Here is a 21293-nt window from a genome sequence, read left to right as displayed (position 1 = left end):
CTCGCTGATAGTGAGTGCTGCTTGCGTGTAATGTAATTAGCAAGTGCGTAAGTATGTGTAACCAACGCACTTCAAAACCGAGGTTACATCTTACCGTGTTGTAGCACTTGTTGTAGATGTTGGCGAATCTCTTGTGCGTGTTCAATATCAGATTGCCGTAATTTTTGGAACAACTCTACACAAGGCTGAGAACCCACTTGTTCTGCATCTTTGATGTAGGTATCGTAAGCTTTAACGGCTTCTGCCTTGTTATGCAAAACGGTGATAAAATCATACTCCAAGTCGCTAATCGCTGCTTGGGACTGTCCGTTACCTGTATTTGTAACCATTGTTTGAACCTTTTTTAGAATTTATAATTAACCTTATACTCACCCTTAGAGAGCAATTCATCTTCCAAAAAGAGTATATTTCAATACGTCGGAAGTACCTTGCAAAAGATAAGTTATACCATTTTAGATTTTAGATTTATTCAAGTTCCTGATACAACGTCAAGCAAAGTAATGGGGGAGACGCGATTAGTCGCATCTCCCCCCACTCCCCATTCTCATAACAATTTATCCAAGCGGTTGGTTCTCATCGCATTGACGTGAATACTGTAATTCCAATTCATTTTGCCGTTCTCTACCTCCTCTATAGACAACCGGACAAAACTTAGTATTCGCGCTCATGCAATCCATGTGTGGCGTTTTAGCACACACCACGAGTAGTCCACCTAAAACAAACAACAAACCACAAATTGCAAGCGTATTAACCCAATAAATTTCCAGCGCTCCGTGAACTACTACCTCTCGCAGTAGAGATACAATTGTTACCTCAACTGCCACTCCTACAGAGATACTATGTTCTTGCAAATAGACCATTAATAGCCGGAATAACTCGACTAAAATCAACACAAATAGTATTTTTGCAGTCACATGTTTATAGTCTAGTGGCTGCGTGAGGGCGATCGCTATCCCCCACAATTGGATTAGCATGACGGCGAACAAACCCAAACACAAAACAATCACAATTAAGTCTTGAAAGGCTTCCATGTTGCGAACAATTGATTGCCGATCAAGCCAGCGATCGCTAAATAAAAATCGACTTTTCTGGCGCTTTTGCATGTACGTTTCTTTCCAATCTGGACTAGTTCAGACAACACCAGCGAGTCAACCCAATAGTTTTATGTTATGCAATATTAAGTTTTTGCGCCTCAGCGAGGTTGGTAATTTAAATTTTGTACTTGTTGCAACAGTTGCTCGGCATTTTTCGTCCACTGAGGATTCTTCTGAGCATTGTATAAATCTCTAGCAAATTGCAATACTTGTACTGCATCGCTATATTGCTTTAACTGCATAAAAACTAACCCAGCACCATAATAAGCATTGGGATAATTAGAGTTAGCTTCGGCTGATTTTCTAAAAGCCTCTAATGCTTCTTTTAATTTACTTTGCTGAAACAAAATTGATCCGAGATTGTAGTAAGCTTCGGGATACTTCGGATTAATTTTTACTGCTTGATTAAAGGCACTTCTTGCTTGATCGAGTTTACCTTGTTGGAGATAACATATCCCTATATGGTAATGAGGTTCTGGTGCATTTTTGCTATATTCTATGGCTTTTTTAAAAGATGCGCTCGCTCGCTCACAATCTCGTTGCTGTTCTCGTACCAATCCCAGGTTGTAATGGGCAAATCCGAGTTTGGGATCGAGTTCTAACGCTCGTTGCAAATAATCGTTAGCTAACTTTAAATTATTACCTTCTAACAACGCTCCACCTAAATTAGCAAAAGCTGGAGCAAATTTCGGATCGGCTTGCGTCGCTCGATAAAATGCATCCGCAGCGGGTTGCAATTGTCCCGTTTGTCGGTATGCTAGCCCTAAGTTATAGTATGCTGGTGCTAATGCCGGATCTAATTTAGCTGCTTGTTTAAAGGCGGCGATCGCATCTTGTACCCTTCCCGCCTGAATTGCTTGTAAGCCTTGATTTAACCAGTCTATGGCAGGTTTAGCGTTCGATTGTGCCAGCTTTGAGGCGACAGGAGGAGATAGAGAAAGAGAAGGGGAGGAAATACTCACAACCAGCAACGTTAAACTTGCTAACCCTGCTATGCCATATTTAGAGAATGATAATCTCATTGATTTTCTGACTCACAACACTTCCAGTTAAATTTACTTCATAAAAAGTTTTTTACAAAAGTTTTTGATTCTCTATAAAAGTTTGTGATAGTTAAACTTTCTTAAGCTAAATCTTACGACAGGCTACAATTTTTTTAACTTTCGATTAAAAGGAGCATAATGACAAATTAAAGAAGGGGTAATTTTGACTCCAGAGAACCATTTTTTATCCCTTGATATCTACGGAATAATGCGGTTATAAAAGACTTACCGCAAGGGAGGTTTTATGAACGAAAAAGTAAAATCGGGTTCGCGGAACGTTGCAATTGTCGGGCCTTATTTAAGTGGAAAAACCACTTTACTAGAAAGCTTGTTATTTGTTACAGGGGCAATTTCTCGCAAAGGGAGTATTAAGGACAGCAATACAGTAGGAGATAGTGCTGCCGAATCGCGCGATCGCCAGATGAGTGTAGAAGTCAGCGCCGCTAGCACTGAGTATAATGGCATTCGCTTCACTTTTATTGACTGTCCCGGAAGTATAGAATTTGCCCAAGAAACATACAATGCTTTAATCGGAGTCGATGCAGCAATTGTAGTTTGCGAACCCATCCGCGAACGAGTCCTCACCCTCGCCCCTCTATTTAAATTCCTGGACGATTGGGAAATTCCCCACCTCGTCTTCGTCAACAAAATGGATCGGGCAAATATTCACGTTCTGGAAACGTTACACGCCCTGAAAGCAGTATCTAGCCGTCCCCTGGTAGCGCATCAATATCCCATCATGAATGGGGAACAACTCACCGGCTTTATTGATATGGTCAGCGAACAGGCGTATCAATATCATCCAGGCGCACCTGCTGACCCTATTCCTTTCCCCGAAAATTTAAAAGAAGAAGAACATGCAGCACGGGCAGAAATGCTCGAAGCTTTAGCAAATTTTGACGACCATTTACTCGAAGAACTTTTAGAAGACATCGAACCATCCCAAGAGGAAATCCTCAAAGATTTAAAAATGGAATTAGGGGCAGATTTAGTAGTGCCCGTTTTCTTTGGTGTGGCGGAACAAGATTATGGTGTTAGACCTTTATTAGAAGCCTTATTACGGGAAGCCCCCGAACCAGAAACCACAGCAGAACGTCGTTTAAAAAACTCAAAAGGCGATACACCTCTAGTGCAGGTATTAAAAACTTTCTACACTCCTCAAGGTGGCAAACTCTCTCTAGTGCGTGTTTGGCGCGGAAAATTAACTGATGGTATTGTCCTCAATAGCATTCGCACTGGTGGAATTTACCGCCTCATGGGACAACAACAGCAGTTCGTTAATGAAGTTTCTGCTGGTGAAATTGTCGCATTGAGTCGTTTAGAAGGAATTAAGACAGGGGATACAATCTCCACAGAACAGCAATCGGTGATGGAATTACCCAAAGCTGTACAGTTGGAACCAGTGTATGCTCTCGCCATTACCCCAGAAAAGCGCAACGATGAAGTAAAACTTAGCGGTGCCATCACCAAGTTATTAGAAGAAGACTGTTCACTTGCTTGGGAACAGCACGGCGATACTCACGAAGTAATTCTTTGGGGTCAAGGCGAGATTCATTTGCAAGTTACCCTAGATAGACTACGCCGCAAATATAATTTGCCGATGACAACCCACTTACCGCAAGTGCCTTACAAAGAAACCATCCGCAAAACAGTGGCTTCAGTTCATGGGCGCTACAAACACCAAAGCGGTGGTCACGGACAGTTTGGTGATGTTTTTCTTGAAATCAAGCCCCTACCACGCGGTACAGGTTTCAACTTTAATGAAACTATTGTTGGTGGCGTAGTTCCTAAACAGTACATTCCTGGCGTGGAAATAGGCGTGCGGGAATTTCTCACACATGGGCCTTTGGGCTTCCCAATAGTAGATTTGGCGGTAACTCTGACTAATGGTTCGTATCACAACGTTGACAGTTCCGAACAAGCCTTTAAGCAAGCTGCCCGATTGGCAATGCAAACGGGGATAGCCCAAGCGGAACCTACCCTTTTAGAACCAATTCTGCGAGTGGATGTTACTACACCGAGCGAATTTACTTCCAAAGTGCTGCAACTGTTGAGTGGTAGACGGGGGCAAATTTTAGGCTATGAGGGGAGAAACGATTGGCAAGGCTGGGATAATATCTCTGCATACTTGCCGCAAGCAGAGATGCAGAATTTCATTGTAGAACTGCGATCGCTCACCTTGGGCGTTGGTTCTTTCCACTGGGAATATGACCATCTCCAGGAAGTACCGGAAAAGCTTGCAGAACGTGTCATTCACAGTAATGGCAATGGTGGTAACGGCAACGGCAAGTGATTTTGAATTTTGAATAAATTGTAGGGTAGCGTAGGCATTGCTCCAAGGCTGAGATTCCCGATTTCTGAGAAGAGTCGGGAATCTTTTTTAATCTGTAAAAAGATTCGTAAACCTCTAACTTGTCTGAAATGATATGAGTTTCATAAAAGCATTTGGGAATTATGTGATTAAGTACATTCGTCTTAATTACACAAAAAACTCATGGGTTTTCTAGTCTCTCTTATAACTAGCCTAATTGCAATTCTCATCTATCTGAATACAGGTAGGATATCTGATGAAAGGTCACGTTTAGCAATACGTGGAATTATGATATTGATTGGCAGTATTGCAGTACTGAATTCTTTTTTTAGGCTTTTGGTGATTGTCCCACCTGGTAATGTCGGTGTCGTCAATTTCTTTGGAGAGGTTTCCGAAACTACTCTTAATCCTGGTGTCCACTTGCTTAATCCCTTTAGCAAGGTGCTGAATTTTTCTACTCGCCTTAAGGATATAAAAGAAAATATAGATGCAACATCCCAAGAAGGTTTGAGCCTAAATCTTGATGTGAGTCTTCAGTACAAGCTAGATCCGCAAAAGGCAGCTACAGTATATAAAACAATTGGAACTGATGAAACACAACTGGTGATTTCCAGATTCCGCTCTACTGTCCGCGCCATCACGGCAAATTACCCAGCTAATGCTATTTACTCTACCAAACGCCAAGAAATCGCCCAAAAAATTGACCAACAACTTACCCAAGAGATACCAGCTTTGGGTTTCATCGTTGAGGAAGCTCTTTTAAGAAACATCAAAATGCCTGATACTCTACAAGTTGCAATTCAAAACAAACTCAAGACAGAGCAAGAAAATCAGCAGATGAAATTTGTTTTAGAGAAAGAGCGTCAAGAGGCAGAACGAAAACTTATTGAAGCGCGAGGTATAGCTGATTCCCAAAAAATTCTCTCAGGTGGACTTAGTAACCAAGTGCTACAATTACGAGCGATTGAAGCCACAGAAAAGCTAGCTCAATCTAATAATTCTAAGCTTGTAATTATTGGTTCTGAAAAAAGCGCGGTGCCTATTATGATCCAGCCATAAACAGTAACCTGAAAGCCCTAAAATTTTTTCATCGGGTCAATGGCTTCCCACATTGCAAGATTGCTTTGGGGTAGAGTTATTTCACCAAGATGAAGATCAATAGCTTGGCGAATAATCTAATCTCTGCTTCACTTACACCCGCTTGTTGAGCGATCGCCTTTAGTAGATGCTCTTGACGTGGTTCAATATAAATCTGCTTACGAATTTTGCTCGACACAATTTAGGTTGTACATAATGTATACATTATTTGTGAGTATTAAAAACAGTGGCATCGGGGCGCGGGCTAGCGATCGCAAAAACAATTAATCCAGTAACCAGCTAAATAAACCTTCTACTGTCAGGCTGAAATCTTTAGCAAATTCTGGTACTGGTAACTGTCTTCCTAGTTCTTCGTAAAAAGTAGTTGGTTGATCTGGCAAGTAGACAAACACAGATTGTTCTTTAGGATCAATCAGCCATCCCATCTGAGTTCCATACTTCAGGCAATGCAAAATATTCTTGGTAACTTTAGTTTGACTTTGATCGGGAGACAGAATTTCAATTGTCCAATCTGGGGCAATTGAGAAGACGTTAGCAATCCCACCATTTTCTTTACGCAGAATTCTATCCCACGTAAACACAGAAATGTCAGGCACAATTGAACGTTCGCCAAAAGTACAGCGAAGCTCACAGAATGCTCGTGCAATTTGTTTGGGTTTAACGACCAAGTTAATTGTAGGTGCTAACTCGGTCTGAATGGCGCTGTGTTCTCCTTGCGGCATCGGTTTTTGGATGATCTGCCCATCAATGTATTCACTGGTCGGTTCTGTCTCTGGCAGATCCAGGAATTCATTTAGAGTCAGGGCTTTAGCAGGGATCTGTACCATTTCAGGTTTCCGTCAAAAACTCATTATTCATTTGCACATTTGCAACGTGCGGCGATCGCTAGCAGTGATAGAATTTAACCGATAAAAGTCTTGCAGAGCCAGTGAGTAAGCATAAGAATTTGACTCATCATCATTAATTTTGGGCAGTCTACTATTTGTAGCTACCTGATTCGATTGATTAGAGTTGGCTTCATTTGACGAAGTATTAACCGTCATTGCCAATTCTCCTGATGGGTTGATTGTACCCTGAAAACAATTAAACTCTGATTGGGGCATATACAAAGCACCCGTTACCTTGGCTTGCTGCTTTTGAAATATGATATAACCTTGACCAAGTTGGTTTGGGTTTGGGGATTGACCATAGAGGTAAATTCCATCTTTTACAGGAAAATCTGCTTTTGGTAAAACTCTTGCGCTTTTTGTAGCTCCCTGATTACCTGGAACCAGCGCTGTGATTGTAGGTATTGTTTTTCCGCCTCCAGAAGCCGCATTAAGTTGACTTCTCTGCTCTCGAACTTTTCTCAACTGCGACAGAAGAGAGTTTTCAGAGGTTTTGTTAATCTGAGCCGATGATAATCGAGAATCTGTAAATGATATTACTTGAGTCTGCTTGGCTATAAAGCCCAAACCGAGAAGTAAGCCTAAACCCGCGAGGGAAATTCCCCACTGACGGGGAGATAGTAACTGATGAAGGTTGTTAAGCACCCTACTTCTCCTGTTAAAAAACTAACTAACTTCTCTAGAACTTACTTACAATCATAACTAAGTCTTAATTGTTAAAGACTTTATTCACGATTTATATTACTATTGTCCAAAAAATAAAACTGTCAAAAACAAAAGTTTTTATTTAATTGGGTTCAACAATCTTAGATTACCATCAGTTAGAGTCTTTACAACAGAAGGCAGATAGCGCAGCGTGTCGTAGGCAAGGCAGGAGGCAGGATTAACCCACGTTTAAAAGTGTGAAATTCAGGTAAGAAGAATTGCATCTTGCTGCATTCTACTCAATACAATTCTTCTTTTAAAACTGGATTTTATACCCAGAATTAAAGTTTTCATGCATCATTCTGTCATCCTGCTTGCAGATGCCTCCTTCAAGAAACTTGTATATCTTGTAGCTTTGCCACCATTTCTGCACGTGCTGAAACCTTCAACTTCCGAAACATCCTTTTCAAAGCTTGTTTGACGGAATTTTGCGTAATCCAAAGTTTTTCCCCTATTTCGGCATTCGTTAACCCCTGCGCCACCAAATCGGCAATTTCTAACTCACGCGCTGTTAGAGGACTCACTAAAAGGGAATTGGATATTTTGGGTTTTGTCCGTAGGGTTGCCATTTTTGCTGACAAATGAATGCATAAAGCGCTCAAGTCAGCTAAATCGTTGCCATTAAAGGCAGGATTTCCCTTGTCACGAGCCAAGTTAAGAGTGCCGACAAGACGACCATCGGAAACAATTGGCCCAGTCATTACGTGTTCGTGATCGGAACGAGAGCAAAAATGCTTCCAGTCTCCTGGTGATAATAATAGCTGCTCATGGGCGGGAGCATGACGTTCAACCACGTAACGCCCCACTGGATTGCTCTCTAAGCATACTGCCGGAATGCCTGAAAGATTAATCTCAGTGGTTGGCTGCTCATCAAGGAGATAAATACCCCAATTTTGCACGCCAAAATGCTCGCTAATTCGATCCGTGAGAGCGAGTCTTAACTCTTGCTCATTCTGGACATTGGCGATCGCATGAAATACAGCGTGTAGAGAATTAGCCATAAGTGTACCCAGTTGGGGACTATCCAAGCCTCAACAATTACTTCTATGCTAATACCAAGGAAACTAAAACGCTAATTACAGTAGCGACTAGGAGAAGCACATGACAGTTACACAACTCTCTGCTCAGGAACTTTTCCGGGCTGCTTATGAAAACCGCTATACTTGGGACAAGAATTTTCCCGGTTATACCGCAAATATTACCTTTAAGCATGATGATAAAGTGTTTACAGGCAAAGTTATCATCACTGCCAATCTCAAAGCCGAAGTTTTGGATGTAGATGATGAGTCAGCCCAGAAAGCAATTCATGGTCAAGCCTGGGAGATTGCAATTCACCGCGTCCGCCGCAGTTTTGAAGACACTCACAGCGCCAATACCTTTAGCTATGGTAAAACTGACGAAACTGGTGCGGTTGAGCTTTTAATGGGTGGTAAGGCTGAAGGCGATAAATACAAAGTCCGCAATAATGAAGTCTGCCATGTTCACCGCTTAATCCACGGTACTTTTGTGACCATTGACACCTTTAGCAGTCACGATACTGGTGAAGGCTATCTGTCCCACCGCTATGACTCTGTGTACCATGACCCCAAAACTGGGGAACAAAAAGGTGGTAGAAGCGAATTTATTGATGAGTATGAAAAAGTTGGTGACTATTTCATTCTAAATCGTCGGGAGATTCGCACCGAGACAGCAGGAGAATTTTCTACTCAGGAATTTATCTTTTCTGACATCAAATTGTTGGAACCTGTTGCAGCTTAAGCTGTATTCTCGAATCGAAAAATTAGCGATCGCTCTTTAGTTAAAGGGAGCGATCGCTTTTATTTTTTGGACATTCTCTGGAGCGTAGACATCGCTCAAATCACGTTAGGATACTTAATTAGGTGTTCCTAGCGGTAATTTACTTATGAGTCAACTTGAAAACATTCAAGCTGAGTACGAAAAGTTTTCTGAAGCTTTTGAGAGTGTAATCATTAGCACCGTGAGCGCCCAAGCAATACCCAATGCTAGTTATGCTCCTTTTGTAATGGATGATTCCAAAAATATCTACATTTACGTCAGTGGTCTTTCGACTCATACCAAAAATCTCTATGCCAATCCTCATGTTAGTGTCTTGTTTATCGAGGATGAAGCTAAGAGTAATCTAATTTTTGCCCGTCGTCGTTTGAGTTTTGATTGTACAGCAACTTTGATAGAGCGTGAAACTGACAATTGGAATCAAATTGTTGAGCAATTTCAAGGGCGATTTGGTGAAATTATCGACGTTTTACGCGGCTTGTCTGACTTTCGGATTTTTCGGCTAACTCCAAGTGAAGGTCGTTTTGTAGTTGGTTTTGGGGGAGCATATCATATTAGTGGTGAGAACCTTCATCAACTTGTGCAAATCACAGGAGATGCTGACAAAAAGCAAGAATAAATTATGAATTATCAATTAGCAAATATACCTGGCGATTAGAAATCGCATCTACAAAAACATAGACGCTTTGCAGCTTCCCGCAGGGTAGTCCGCGCAGGCGGACTCTAAGAATTTGAAACCCACGGAAGTGGGTAAAGTCTCCTATAGCGGCGAATTCAATGAGACTGTTGGTCAATTCTTGATGGGTTTCGACCCCTCACCCCTAAACCTTCGTTTGGCGTTCCTTTCCCGCCCTGAAATAAATTTCGGGCTAATAGTTCAAGTCCGTTGAAACGGACTGAAATCAGAGTAATGAGGAATGATGGGTTAGACCCCCTATTAATTCGCCAAGTCTAGGGATATTTTTACTAAACTAAACTTTTTAATTTTATGCTTCAGTTTCAACCTCCTGGCTTTGGACATAAAATCATCCATACATCGTTGGGGGCAATGGTTTACTATACCCAAACAAATGCACCTTGGGCGTTCGCTGACACTGAAGATTTACCCCCACTACTGTTTCTCCATAACTTTGGTGGTGGCGCGTCTGCTTATGAATGGTCTAAAGTTTACCCAGCTTTTGCCTCTACTTACCGCATTTTAGCCCCCGATCTCATCGGCTGGGGAGAATCGGCCCATCCAGTTCGGGATTATAAAATTAGGGATTATCTCAGCACGATCGCAGAGTTTATCATCCAAACTTGTCGCCAGCCTGTGACAGTGGTAGCCTCATCTCTCACAGCCGCTTTTGCTATTCGCCTCGCTATTGTTCAACCCAATTTATTTAAAGCACTGTTTTTAGTTTCCCCCTCTGGATTTGATGATTTTGGAGAGGGTGCTGGACGCAGACTTCCGCTTTCGGTAATCAATACGCCTTTGTTGGACAATTTTATTTATATGCTTGGGGCTGAAAATGAAATTGCAGTCCGCAATTTTTTAGAAAGTTTTCTCTTTGCTAAGTCACAACGACTATCCCCAGAGATTGTACAGGCTTATTTAACTTCTGCACAACAGCCTAATGCCAAATTTGCCGCCTTGGCATTTTTGCGGGGCGATCTTTACTTTGACTTGAGTTTATATATTCAACAATTGACAATTCCCACCGTCATTTTTTGGGGAGAGAAAGCACAATTTACTAACATCAAATTAGGGCAACGCTTGGCAAATCTAAATCCCAGGGCAATTCGAGATTTTTCTGCGATCGCAGATGCCGGGATATTACCTCATCTGGAAATCCCAGAAGTTTTTATTGGTTTATTGCAGCGATATCTTTAAGAGTTAGGAAACATTTTCATAGTCAAGTTAGAATAGAAAACATGGGAGAATATACTAAAAACCGATAAGTATATAGTATTTAAATTAATTGAGAAAATAGTTACCATACACTATATCTAGCACTCTGATGTATTCTAATGTCCTGATAGCACATCCTTCAACCACCACGATCGCCCTCGTTGGCGCTGGCTTTAGTGGTTCTCTAGTAGCGGCTCACCTATTAAAAACTGCCAATCGCCCCTTGTTGATTAAACTGATTGAACGCAGTCACGACATTGGCAAGGGAGTTGCCTACAGCACGGACACCATCAGCCACTTGCTGAATGTATCCGCAGGTAAGATGAGTGCCTTTCCTGACGATCCCAGTCATCTGCTGCGCTGGTTAAACTATAACCGCAGTGAGTTGGCGGCATTTCTGCCCAGCGATTTGAATGCCAGCAGCTTTATTCCCCGTCAGATATTCGGGCTTTATATCCAGTCGATTTTGGAAGAAGCTGAAGCCACAGCATCAAGTAACGTCCGACTGGAGCGCATTATTGATGAAGTGGTGGCGGTGGAGCCACAAGCCAAAGGTGCGATCGTCTCCTTAAGTAGCAGCCGCACTTTCGTGGCAGACAAAATTGTATTGGCACTGGGAAATGCACCTTCCGCCCCTCCTGGATCGCAATCCTCTGAGGATAATGACACTCCCTACCTGCGTCATGCTTGGTCAGCCGAGGCCTTGGCAGAGCTTGAGTCGGATGCATCTGTATTGCTAATTGGTACTGGACTGACGATGGTGGATATGGTGGTGTCACTCCACAGTCGCAACCATCGGGGCAAAATTTATGCCGTGTCTCGCCGGGGCTTGTTTCCGCTACCGCATCAATCGACTAAACCTTACCCCGCATTTTTGACCCCAGACACCGCGCCGAAAACGCTTCGAGGCTTGCTGCGGCGCGTTCGCCGCGAGGTGCAGACGGCGACAGTGCAAGGCTACAACTGGCGATCGGTGATTGACTCCCTGCGTCCCATCACTCAACAACTCTGGCAACAACTGCCCCGCGTGGAGCAAAAACGGCTTTTGCGCCATGCTACCCCCTATTGGGATGTGCATCGGCATCGAATTGCCCCCAATATTGGTAAGGTTGTCCAGGCAATGCTGGATTCTGGGCAACTAACTATTACCGCCGGGCGGATTCAGGATTATCAAACAACACCTAACGCGGTGGCTGTAACCATTCGCCAACGCCAAACGCAAGCGAATCAGGTCTTGCAAGTTAGCCGCGTAGTAAATTGCACCGGAGTACAGGCAAATTATCAGCGATCGCCCCAATCCCTAATTGCTAATTTACGCACCCAAGGATTGATCCACCCCAACGATATCGGTTTGGGTTTGGATACTGCCCCTGATGGTGCTGTATTAGATGCTCAGGGCAAGCGTTCCAGCCTATTTTATACCTTGGGCACGCCACGCAAAGGCAATTTGTGGGAAACGATCGCTGTCCCCGAACTGCGCGAACAAGCTCAGGTATTGGCGGCAACAGTGTTGCAGTCGCTACCAGTGCGGGTACGTCCCCTTTCGCCCATTTCTCGCGCCCCTGAACAAGATTCCGGCGACCTTCGAGCCGCTATACCCCAGTCAACGCTATTGTTTCGCCAATTCATTGACCCAGAATCCAGCACTTACACCTATTTAATTGCGGACAGTAAGACTAAAGATGCGGTGCTGGTAGATACAGTATTAGAGCAGGTTGACCGTGATTTACAAGTGCTGGATGACTTGGGGTTGAGTCTTCGCTACTGTTTGGAAACTCACATCCATGCTGACCATATCACTGGTGCTGGTAAACTGAGACAGCAAACAGGTTGTCAGGTAATAGTGCCCCAAAATGCCACTGCTAAGTCTGCGGATAACTCCCTTGGCGATCGCGAAACCTTAATTGTGGGGGCGGTGCGAATTGAGGCGATCGCCACACCAGGGCACACTGACAGCCATCTAGCTTATTTAGTCAACAATATCCATCTGTTAACTGGAGATGCCTTATTGATTCGCGGTTGTGGACGCACAGACTTTCAATCGGGCGATGCGGGTACTCTGTACGATACAGTTACGCAGCAGTTATTTACTCTCCCAGAGGAAACCCAGGTTTATCCCGCCCATGACTACAAAGGGCGAACTGTTTCCACTATTGGCGAAGAAAAACGCCTCAATCCCCGATTTACTAATCGCACCCGCGATCAATTTATCGCTATTATGAGCCATCTGGGTTTGAGCTATCCCAAAAAGATGAACGAAGCCGTACCCGCCAATGAATACTGTGGCGATTTCATACCGGAAGGAAGTCTAAGCAATGGCACAACTTTGGCGATCGATGTAGATCGTGAAAAAGTAGAGCAAACGCTATCAACCAATACTGAAATTTATGAGGACTACTTTGCTATGTATATTTAGTGAGTGCTGAGTAATGAGTAATGAGTAATGAGTGATGGAGATGAAGGACAAACAACTCCTGCCCCCTGCTCCCTGCCCCCTGCCTCCTGTTGCTACCTAGAGAGTAACTGCGAGTTTAATGCTTTAGTGATGCGATCGCCAGAAGCTTCTAAGTGGGCTAAGGTGTAAATATCAAGACTTTCACCAATTTGTTTGAGTCTGACATCAATGGCTTTTTGCAGTTGGCGCAATTCATGCCAAGCCAATGTCCGCCCATCTTCAGGTGTATTGGTAACACCCAACATCATCTGGAGCAAAATATTTAGATATTCTCGTTGCAATGAACGGCGGATGCTAGAAATTGGCTTTGGTTCTCCAGGGGTTAAAACTTCTGTCCAGATGCCTGTTTGCAGAGTGTCTAATAGTTCTGGAATGGAAAGAGCTTGCCCAGGCAGAGTTTTTAATTCTATATCTTGTAAGCGATTTAGGCGATCGCTGTCTAATAGCGATCGCAATATCGCACTTTGGAAACTCAAAATGCGAGCGTGAATTGGATAATCAAGGCGGTTGTTAGGTACAGGACTACCCCAATGTTCCCAGCGCGACGGTGCCAGTTGATTCAGCAATTGGGGTGAAAAACTGAAAGCATTCTCAGCAAATACATACTCTTGCAATTTTGTCAATGCTTGACGTTGTTTTAAAAGTGAAACTGGTACAAATGTCCAAGCAGCATCATCATTAGTATGGAGACACTGAAACGATTGTCCACCAATGTATTTAGAAAGTAAGGTGGCGTTCCGAAAATAATATTTAAGTACTCGATTGAATTTCAGACGTAGATTACTATAGCTTTCTCCTTTCGATAGATAACCCTTGTCAAGGCGCTGCCACATAAAACGAGCATTATCCATTTGCCACTGCGAATAAACCAGCACATCACTACTCATATCCCAGACATTTGCCAAAGGATTGATGTCCCAGATATCCTCATCAGTTGCGTAAGATAATTCTGGTTGAGGTGACGCTAGTGCAATTTGATCTAAAAAACTTTTTTCTGATTCTGGAATAATCGCCTCAAGCGCTGCCGATGGGTTTCTTTTATAACCATACTCAATAGCCCACTCGTCATAAGGGCCAATAACTCTGGGGAAATAGTCACCTTGCTGTACTCCCTGCGGTGCTATATTCACAGGTAGATAGTCCATCACCGAACCCACTAAACCTTTGGTGTGAGTGATTTCAGTATTATTTAATTCTTCAGGCACTAACATGGTGCTGCCATGAAAGTTGTGGCGCAAACCCAGAGTATGCCCGACTTCGTGAGCAATGAGAGAACGCAAATATTGATGCACATACTCCTTCATTGTTTCACTACTGGGTGTAGCATTTTGCAAAACTGATAACGCCAGCGCCCCTATAGCTGCTTGATTTGAAGACTCCACACCATAGCAGAACTCAGAGGAAAAAAGAGCAGTGGGAGATGACGCAAAGAATGTATCCACGAATTTCCTCGCGTTCTCATGTTCTCCTGCCTTTTCTTGACATGGGTTTGTTCCTAATGATGAATTGACTTCCATCAGCGCGTGATATTCTTGCTGAACTAAACGCACCATATTGGCATCCACGATGATATCTGCATCCAATATTTCCCCAGTGAATGGGTTGACGCGCATCGGCCCTCTAGCAAAACCTGCATCTAAAGAATTCAACCAGCGAATAGTGTTGTAATGTACATCAGCTGCTTTCCAATCAGCATCATCTGGCATTTGCTGCACTTCAATGGCATTTTGAAATCCGGCTTTTTCAAATGCTTTGTTCCACATCAAAACGCCTTCACGAATCGCATCGCGGTACTCTAGGGGTACAGCATTTTCAATCCAATATACAATTGGCTTTTTGGGTGGAGACAAAGGGGCTTTAGGATCGGATGGTTCTAAATACCAGCGATTGATGTAACGTACAAATGATTCGTGAGGATTCTTATTAGAGAAATCTTGGAAAGCAGTAATAAAATATCCCACTCTGTCATCGGCAAGTCTAGGAATATAACCATTGTTTTCTCTCAGTTGAGAAAAACTGTAATGTACCTTCAGAGTCAGCGCCCTGCTGTCGGGTAGGCTAACTAAATTCGATCCTTCTAGTGATGAAAAACCATAAATAGAATCAATCTCTACGTTTTCCGGGAAGCTGTTAACATCACCGAAATATGACTTGCGTGCATCTAATCGATAATCAGCCTGTAAAGAATATTTCAATAGGGAAGTTAATCCCGGAAAATCCTGCATTAGCAGTTCATTCAGCTCGATCAGAATATTTTGATTCTTTGGATCGATAGTAGCTATTTGGAGTGAATAAAGAACGGAATCGCTAAATGAACGAGCAAGCGATCGCTGTTCTGCTCTACTTTCTGTACGGAATTTAACATTTCGCACAACAAAATGTAATCTATTGTTTATGCGTTGGAAGTAGAAGATAAAATCTGAAAGAGGTAATCCACTATAAATCCCACTTTCCCCAACGCCAGATTCCAATGTCACTATTGCTAGGTAGTCTTTATTTAGCTGCTCTGGTTTAAGTTCTAAGTAGATTTTGCCTGAATCTTCACTACAATAAAGTGTGAAGAGTCCCTCTAGTTTATCAATCCTATTCACAATGCCATTAAATCGGCAAAAATCTTCCTTTTTAATCTCAGTAAGATTATTGTCAGGACTCGCTAAGTTTTCAACTTCTGGGTGTACATTTAGCTGCTGTACATCAGGATGAGAAATATTTGGAAGTTCGTTTGCTTCTGCGTAATCAATTGATAGCAACAAGCCATACAGTAATACTATACAGATTGCTAATTTCGTTATCCAGTATTTCATCCTTTGGCTTTCCACCTGAAGCAGTTTTCATATTAAGGAAAAATGTTAAGTAGTTTTTCGTCTGTAAGCCTTTCTAATATCTGGGGATTACGATATAAACCTACTCAGTCAGATAAACAATGCCTCTAGTACAGCAGAAATACAGCTACCATCTCAATTAACAGACAAGTTGATCGAGCAACTTGTTAAAGGTAAGCAAAATTCCGTCACAGCGTACTAGCTAAAAGTCATGTGACTATTGATTGTTATTAGTAACTCTTTAGAAATTGTCCATTAAGCATCTATGTCTTAAAATAGAAAATTTTTACATCTAAAGATATATGTTTTTTTTACTTCTACCTGTATTAAAAACCAAATGTAGCATTAAAAATGTATTTGGTGCTACATTTGGCAGATGAAGGAATCTCAAGCCTGATTTATAAACAAAGAGTAAGACTTCTGAAAAAGCTATTATTAAGCAGATAAATGCTTTTTTCGGATGAATTTTGGAAATTTATGGTAATCTCAGTTATCGCCCTTTCACTAGGTTGATGAAAATCGCTTTGATTTGTTAGCCAGGATGGGATAGAGCAATCTAGTCAACCACAACCGATTTTGAGTGATTGGCTGTAGTTTTGTATAGTAGCAAAAGTAATTACACCAATTTATCTCGCTTGGGAGATGTCAAAATTAAGCAGAGATATGTCTTTTGTTAGAAGGATAATCACTTTTTTATAGTTAATGTTTATTTGTACTTAAAAAAACAAGCTAATTGGCATGACAAATTTGATTTATTGGACGATTAGTCACATCAGTTCCCTGCTTAAAGGACTTCACGTAAAATCCTTTTTCTCTGTTGTCCTAGTTGGTTTTCTTGTGCTGACAACGAATGTTAGTGATGGGCAAAATGACAAAGGCTTAAAGGAGAGAGTTCGCGAACAGGTAGAGCAGAATGATGCTCAAAGACCGAAAACAGTAGGGCAGTGGTTTAAAGATGCTCGTGAAACAGAAGCTTCTCCTGGCGAACGACTTCAGAAGATTGGACAACAGTCAGGAGAAGCTTTCAAAGAATTTGGATCTGGGTATGTAGAAGGCGCTCAAAAAACTGCTAGTGATGTAGGGGAAAGTGCAGCGCAGACAGGCAAAAATATCTCTAACCAAGTTGGACGCTAAACAGCATTACTACACTCTATTGGTAGCTAGTAGGATAGGTGTCAACTGAAAATGAAGAGTGCTGAGTTCCTCGGCTTAGAGTTAAAACCGCCTACGTTCGCGCAGCGTCTCGTAGAGAGGGGCGAGCCAATCTAGAACAAGCTTTTAGACATATATCTCGTTTCTAGCCTATAGCTGGAAACGAGCTTTGTCATTGCGAGCGGAGCGCAGCAATCCCAAGCCTTTGCGATCGCAACTCTTGGAGACGTTATAACGTTTCTCAACTTAGTAAGGTACAGCCGTAGGGGCACGGCATGCCGTGCCCCTACTTGCGATATAATGTTGTACCTCATCTGAATGGGAACCGCTATATGCGTAGCAAGATCCCCGTAGAGGTACATTCCACTTCGTTGCATACCCGGCTAGAAGTCTTACGCCAACGCAATGACATATCGTCAGCGATCTAACGAATATGCAAAGGTGAGATGCTTCCATCAACTCCTGCTACAATAAGCGTCTGAGTTGGCATCATCCCAAGCCAGCTAATTAATTTTTGACTTAATATATTTAGGGGGTTGTTTGGAAAAGCGTCCATTGGGGTTAGTGGCAATTGTTCTTTACAAATCATTTGCCGCCTTGCTGCTTATGGTTACTTCGATCGCTTTATTATTGACATTAAAAAATTATCAAACTCTAGAAGCATTTTCAGACGACTATGTTTTAGAAAGTAAATCGATAATTATTGATTGGCTTTTAAGGAAAGTTATTAACTTAAATCCTAGAACTCTGGCATTTAGTGGTATTGGAACAGGAATCTATGCTATTGTTACGGCTATTGAAGCCGTTGGTTTATGGTACGAAAAGCGTTGGGCACACGTCTTGGTATTGGTGCTTGTCGGTATCAGTATTCCACCAGAGATTTATGAATTGATTGGGGGAATATCTCTGATAAAAGTAGTCGTTTTTGTGTTGAATTTAGCTGTATTTGGCTATTTACTCCGAAATTTTCCTAAACATTAAAACTAATTTTTTATGTTAACAAAAATGAACAAGGCTGAAACCCTCTTGACTTGAAAGTGCTGAGTGCTAAGTTTTGGGTGCTGAGTTCTGAGTGATGGAGATGAAGGAAAAATAACTCCTGCCCCCTACCTCGTGCCTTATCCCAACAACCTTATGGGGATTGCAATGTTTAACGACAAGAGGCTACGGGTTTACGCAAAACCAAGACCCCACGTTGTACAATCGCTAAAAATACAATCGGGAGAGCGGCTTGCCTAGATCGATTCAGTCTACTCAACCACCACTAAAATTTATTCCCCAACGGTTGAACCCGCTGGTACTCCAGATTGTTAGGTGGTTATTGCCGATCGCACTACGGTTTCGTACTCGCCCTTGGCTACCAGCTGGGATTGTCAAAATTGAAGCCAAGAATGTTGAGGTATTGGCTGAACTTTATCAACAATTCCAGGCTGGAAAAATTCGCCTTTTGTTGGCATTTCGCCACCCAGAGGTGGAAGATCCCCTCTGTATGCTGTATTTGCTTTCTCGGATTGTGCCAAAAGTTGCTCGTCAAAAAGGGATTACACTACCATCCCTAGTCCACAGCTATTTTCTTTACGATCGGGGTATGACAGTTTGGGCGGGAAAATGGCTAGGTTGGCTGTTCTCTCGGTTGGGAGGTGTACCTGTTCGTCGTGGTAGACGACTAGATCGGCAAGCGATCCAAAATGCACGGGAGTTGTTTGCTAATGGCGAACTACCGATCGCAGTAGCGCCGGAAGGCGGTACTAATGGTCACAGTGGTATTGTTAGCCCCTTGGAACCTGGTGTTGCTCAAATGGGGTTCTGGTGTGTAGAAGACTTACAAAAAGCTAACCGGACTGAGATTGTAATCGTTGTGCCGATCGCTATCCAATATAGTTACGTTGAGCCACCCTGGTCTAAACTAGATTGGCTATTGAGTAAATTGGAAGCTGATAGCGGCTTGAAAGTTTTGGAAATTCATTCGGGTAATCGTGAAGATATTTACTATCAACGCCTCTGTAGGTTGGCTGAATATCTGATTAGCGAGATGGAAGAGTTTTATCGTCGCTTTTATCATCAAGACATACCCAAAACCATTTCAACTGATGATCCTAATACTAATCAGGTATTAATTGCCCGACTCCATCATTTATTAGATAAGGCTTTACAAGTTACTGAGGAATATTTTGAAGTTCAAGGACAGGGTAATTTTATTGACCGTTGTCGCCGCTTAGAAGAGGCTGGCTGGAGTTACATTTACCGAGAAGATTTGCCAGATATTAATGCTTTATCACCCTTCAAACGCGGTTTAGCAGACTGGATTGCCGAGGAAGCAGACTTGCGGATGCGACACATGCGGATAGTGGAAAGTTTTGTTGCAGTCACAGCTACTTATATTCAGGAAAAACCAACGGCGGAACGGTTTACAGAAACAGCTTTGCTTGTATTTGATATGCTTTCTAGAATTCAAGATACAACACTTCCGGGGCGACCTCGGTTAGGTCTGCGACAGGCACAAATCACTGTAGGAGAGCCAATTTCAGTTACAGAACGCTCTCGGAATTGTCAGGGCGATCGCCTGGCGGCTAAACAAGCTGTGAGCGATTTGACAAAAGATTTGCAAATCGCTTTAGAGAAGATGATTATATAACGAAAATTCTAAGATTTTTTCGCTCGAATTTTGTCAAAGATTGCACCTTCATCAAAGAATTTTTTCTGAATCTCGTCCCATCCTCCTAAATCTTGAGCTTTGAAAAGAGTTTTAATTTTGGGAAATTTGCTTTCAACTTCTTTGCTAACAGTCAAGTCAACGGGACGAAATCCTAATTTGGTAAATTCTCGTTGCGACTCTGGGGTGTAAAGAAATTTGATAAATGCTTCTGCAATTGCTCTAGTGCGATGTTTATCGACATTTTTATCTACAACAGCAACAGGATTATCGATGGAGATATTAACATCAGGCACAACATACGAGATTTTTTGACCATTTTTTGCTAACAAAATCATCTCGTTTTCGTAGTTGAGCAGAACATCACCTTTATTATCATTCAAGAATAGTTCAGTGGCATTTCTAGCCGTTTTAGGTAATAAAGGTGCATTATTATAGACTTTGGAGGTAAAGTCTATAGCTTGATTTTCATTTCCGCCAGTTTTTGTCACAGAACCCCAGAGACTAAGGAAATTCCAGCGAGCGCCGCCAGAAGTTCTAGGATCGGGTGTAACTACATTTACGCCATTGCGGGCCAAATCTGCCCAAGTTTTGATATTTTTGGGATTACCTTCACGAATAGCGATCGCATCTAAAGATTTGGTAACAATTGCATCATTAGGGGCTTCTTTTTCCCACCCCGGTTGAATAAAACCTGCTTGAACAAGTTTATTAATATCAAGGGCAAGTGATAGGTGTACCACATCAGCTTCTTTACCATCAATCACGGCAAGAGTCTGGGAACCTGACCCATCATAGCTTTGATTGAAAGTGACATTTTGATTATGTTCTTTCTTCCACTGTTCGATAAATTTGGGAATTATCTGCTGGTATGCTGCATTAGTAACTGAGTAAGAAACAAAGTTTAAGGTTACATCAGTTTGGGAAGTTGCAGCAGCATTACCAGTAGGATTATTGGCATTAGGTGGAGAGCAGGCAGCCATCACAATACTCAAGCTAACTCCGACGAAGAATAGGGACGCAACACCCCACGAAGAATACTTATACAACCAATTTCCTATTAGTTGTACGCGCCATTGTCTGGCAGCGTGTAAAGCTTTCACAATATAAGTCTGAACTAATTCAGTCAAATATTTCCTTGATTTAGGATTACGTTGCCCCTGGTTCATCAAATTTTTCCCCTGAATCTGCGATAACTTGAGCTAGATGCTGTAGTTAAGGGGCATTATAAAACAATGGTTAAGGATAAATAACTTTTTATTAACCTAAATTTAAACAAGTTATTTAAGGGAAGTGGGAGTGAAAAGTCAGAAAAGCCTTCTTCACACATACCAAAAAGCATAGTAGAGAAAGGCAAGTCTGACCAAAGCTAACGACGAAGTGAGTTA

Annotated in this window: 18 protein-coding genes; 9 read left to right on the top strand and 9 right to left on the bottom strand. The window is 42.3% G+C overall.

Translation table 11 applies throughout. The features are described from left to right. Positions 1-83: 83 nt before the first annotated feature. From HWQ39_RS05780 to HWQ39_RS05770, 3 genes are all read right to left on the bottom strand, one after another. Positions 84-329 (bottom strand): hypothetical protein, encoded by a 246-nt coding sequence (locus tag HWQ39_RS05780; protein ID WP_292842519.1) that lies wholly within the window; start codon positions 327-329, stop codon positions 84-86. A gap of 225 nt (positions 330-554) precedes the next feature. Next, positions 555-1103: a phosphate-starvation-inducible PsiE family protein gene (locus HWQ39_RS05775; protein WP_179066074.1), complete on the bottom strand. Its 549-nt coding sequence runs from the start codon at positions 1101-1103 to the stop codon at positions 555-557. A gap of 89 nt (positions 1104-1192) precedes the next feature. After that, positions 1193-2116, bottom strand: a complete 924-nt coding sequence (locus HWQ39_RS05770) for a tetratricopeptide repeat protein (RefSeq protein ID WP_292842516.1) — start codon at positions 2114-2116, stop codon at positions 1193-1195. Between the two features lie 265 nt (positions 2117-2381). On the opposite strand from HWQ39_RS05770, the gene HWQ39_RS05765 reads away from it, so the two are divergent. Together HWQ39_RS05765 and HWQ39_RS05760 are read left to right on the top strand one after the other, a co-directional pair. After that, the gene (locus tag HWQ39_RS05765; RefSeq protein WP_292842514.1) at positions 2382-4430 is read left to right on the top strand and encodes an elongation factor G; all 2049 of its coding nucleotides are present in this window, start codon (positions 2382-2384) and stop codon (positions 4428-4430) included. 201 nt (positions 4431-4631) lie between these two features. Beyond that, positions 4632-5507 (top strand): prohibitin family protein, encoded by an 876-nt coding sequence (locus HWQ39_RS05760; RefSeq protein WP_292842512.1) that lies wholly within the window; start codon positions 4632-4634, stop codon positions 5505-5507. A 76-nt stretch (positions 5508-5583) separates the two neighbouring features. On the opposite strand, the gene HWQ39_RS05755 is transcribed toward HWQ39_RS05760, so the two are convergent. The 4 genes from HWQ39_RS05755 to HWQ39_RS05740 form a co-directional block, all read right to left on the bottom strand. Then, positions 5584-5724: a hypothetical protein gene (locus tag HWQ39_RS05755; protein WP_292842510.1), complete on the bottom strand. Its 141-nt coding sequence runs from the start codon at positions 5722-5724 to the stop codon at positions 5584-5586. Positions 5725-5809: 85 nt separating this feature from the next. Further along, positions 5810-6373 carry a Uma2 family endonuclease gene (locus HWQ39_RS05750; RefSeq protein WP_292842508.1) on the bottom strand — a complete coding sequence of 188 codons (564 nt, stop codon included), beginning with the start codon at positions 6371-6373 and terminating at the stop codon, positions 5810-5812. A gap of 27 nt (positions 6374-6400) precedes the next feature. Then, positions 6401-7078, bottom strand: a complete 678-nt coding sequence (locus HWQ39_RS05745) for a hypothetical protein (protein WP_292842506.1) — start codon at positions 7076-7078, stop codon at positions 6401-6403. Positions 7079-7467: 389 nt separating this feature from the next. Continuing rightward, positions 7468-8139 carry a LuxR C-terminal-related transcriptional regulator gene (locus HWQ39_RS05740; RefSeq protein WP_292842504.1) on the bottom strand — a complete coding sequence of 224 codons (672 nt, stop codon included), beginning with the start codon at positions 8137-8139 and terminating at the stop codon, positions 7468-7470. 100 nt (positions 8140-8239) lie between these two features. Between HWQ39_RS05740 and HWQ39_RS05735 the strand changes: the two genes are divergently transcribed. From HWQ39_RS05735 to HWQ39_RS05720, 4 genes are all read left to right on the top strand, one after another. Continuing rightward, positions 8240-8896, top strand: coding sequence for a DUF3386 domain-containing protein (locus HWQ39_RS05735; protein WP_292842502.1), 657 nt, complete (start codon positions 8240-8242; stop codon positions 8894-8896). 145 nt (positions 8897-9041) lie between these two features. Continuing rightward, positions 9042-9551 (top strand): HugZ family protein, encoded by a 510-nt coding sequence (locus HWQ39_RS05730; RefSeq protein WP_292842500.1) that lies wholly within the window; start codon positions 9042-9044, stop codon positions 9549-9551. 369 nt (positions 9552-9920) lie between these two features. Continuing rightward, positions 9921-10805, top strand: a complete 885-nt coding sequence (locus tag HWQ39_RS05725) for an alpha/beta hydrolase (RefSeq protein WP_292842498.1) — start codon at positions 9921-9923, stop codon at positions 10803-10805. 127 nt (positions 10806-10932) lie between these two features. Continuing rightward, a complete protein-coding gene (locus tag HWQ39_RS05720; protein ID WP_292842496.1) occupies positions 10933-13239 on the top strand; it encodes an FAD/NAD(P)-binding protein in 2307 nt (768 codons plus the stop codon). Between the two features lie 92 nt (positions 13240-13331). Here HWQ39_RS05720 and HWQ39_RS05715 read toward each other — a convergent pair whose 3' ends face one another. Continuing rightward, the gene (locus HWQ39_RS05715; protein WP_292842494.1) at positions 13332-16082 is read right to left on the bottom strand and encodes a zinc-dependent metalloprotease; all 2751 of its coding nucleotides are present in this window, start codon (positions 16080-16082) and stop codon (positions 13332-13334) included. A 756-nt stretch (positions 16083-16838) separates the two neighbouring features. On the opposite strand from HWQ39_RS05715, the gene HWQ39_RS05710 reads away from it, so the two are divergent. The 3 genes from HWQ39_RS05710 (at position 16839) to HWQ39_RS05700 (ending at position 19887) form a co-directional block, all read left to right on the top strand. Further along, a complete protein-coding gene (locus HWQ39_RS05710; RefSeq protein WP_292842492.1) occupies positions 16839-17234 on the top strand; it encodes a hypothetical protein in 396 nt (131 codons plus the stop codon). A 558-nt stretch (positions 17235-17792) separates the two neighbouring features. Next, a complete protein-coding gene (locus HWQ39_RS05705) occupies positions 17793-18233 on the top strand; it encodes a DUF2127 domain-containing protein (protein ID WP_292842490.1) in 441 nt (146 codons plus the stop codon). A 250-nt stretch (positions 18234-18483) separates the two neighbouring features. Then, a complete protein-coding gene (locus HWQ39_RS05700) occupies positions 18484-19887 on the top strand; it encodes a 1-acyl-sn-glycerol-3-phosphate acyltransferase (RefSeq protein ID WP_292842488.1) in 1404 nt (467 codons plus the stop codon). An 8-nt stretch (positions 19888-19895) separates the two neighbouring features. Here the strand turns inward: HWQ39_RS05700 and HWQ39_RS05695 are convergent, their stop codons facing one another. Further along, entirely contained in the window at positions 19896-21074 is a 1179-nt protein-coding gene (locus HWQ39_RS05695) for a sulfate ABC transporter substrate-binding protein (protein WP_292842486.1), read from the bottom strand. Positions 21075-21293 lie beyond the last annotated feature (219 nt).

Source organism: Nostoc sp. NMS8, assembly GCF_017115045.1.
Lineage (GTDB): Bacteria > Cyanobacteriota > Cyanobacteriia > Cyanobacteriales > Nostocaceae > Nostoc.
The sequence above is the reverse complement of the archived record's forward strand: the minus strand, read 5'-3'. Positions and strand labels throughout refer to the sequence as shown.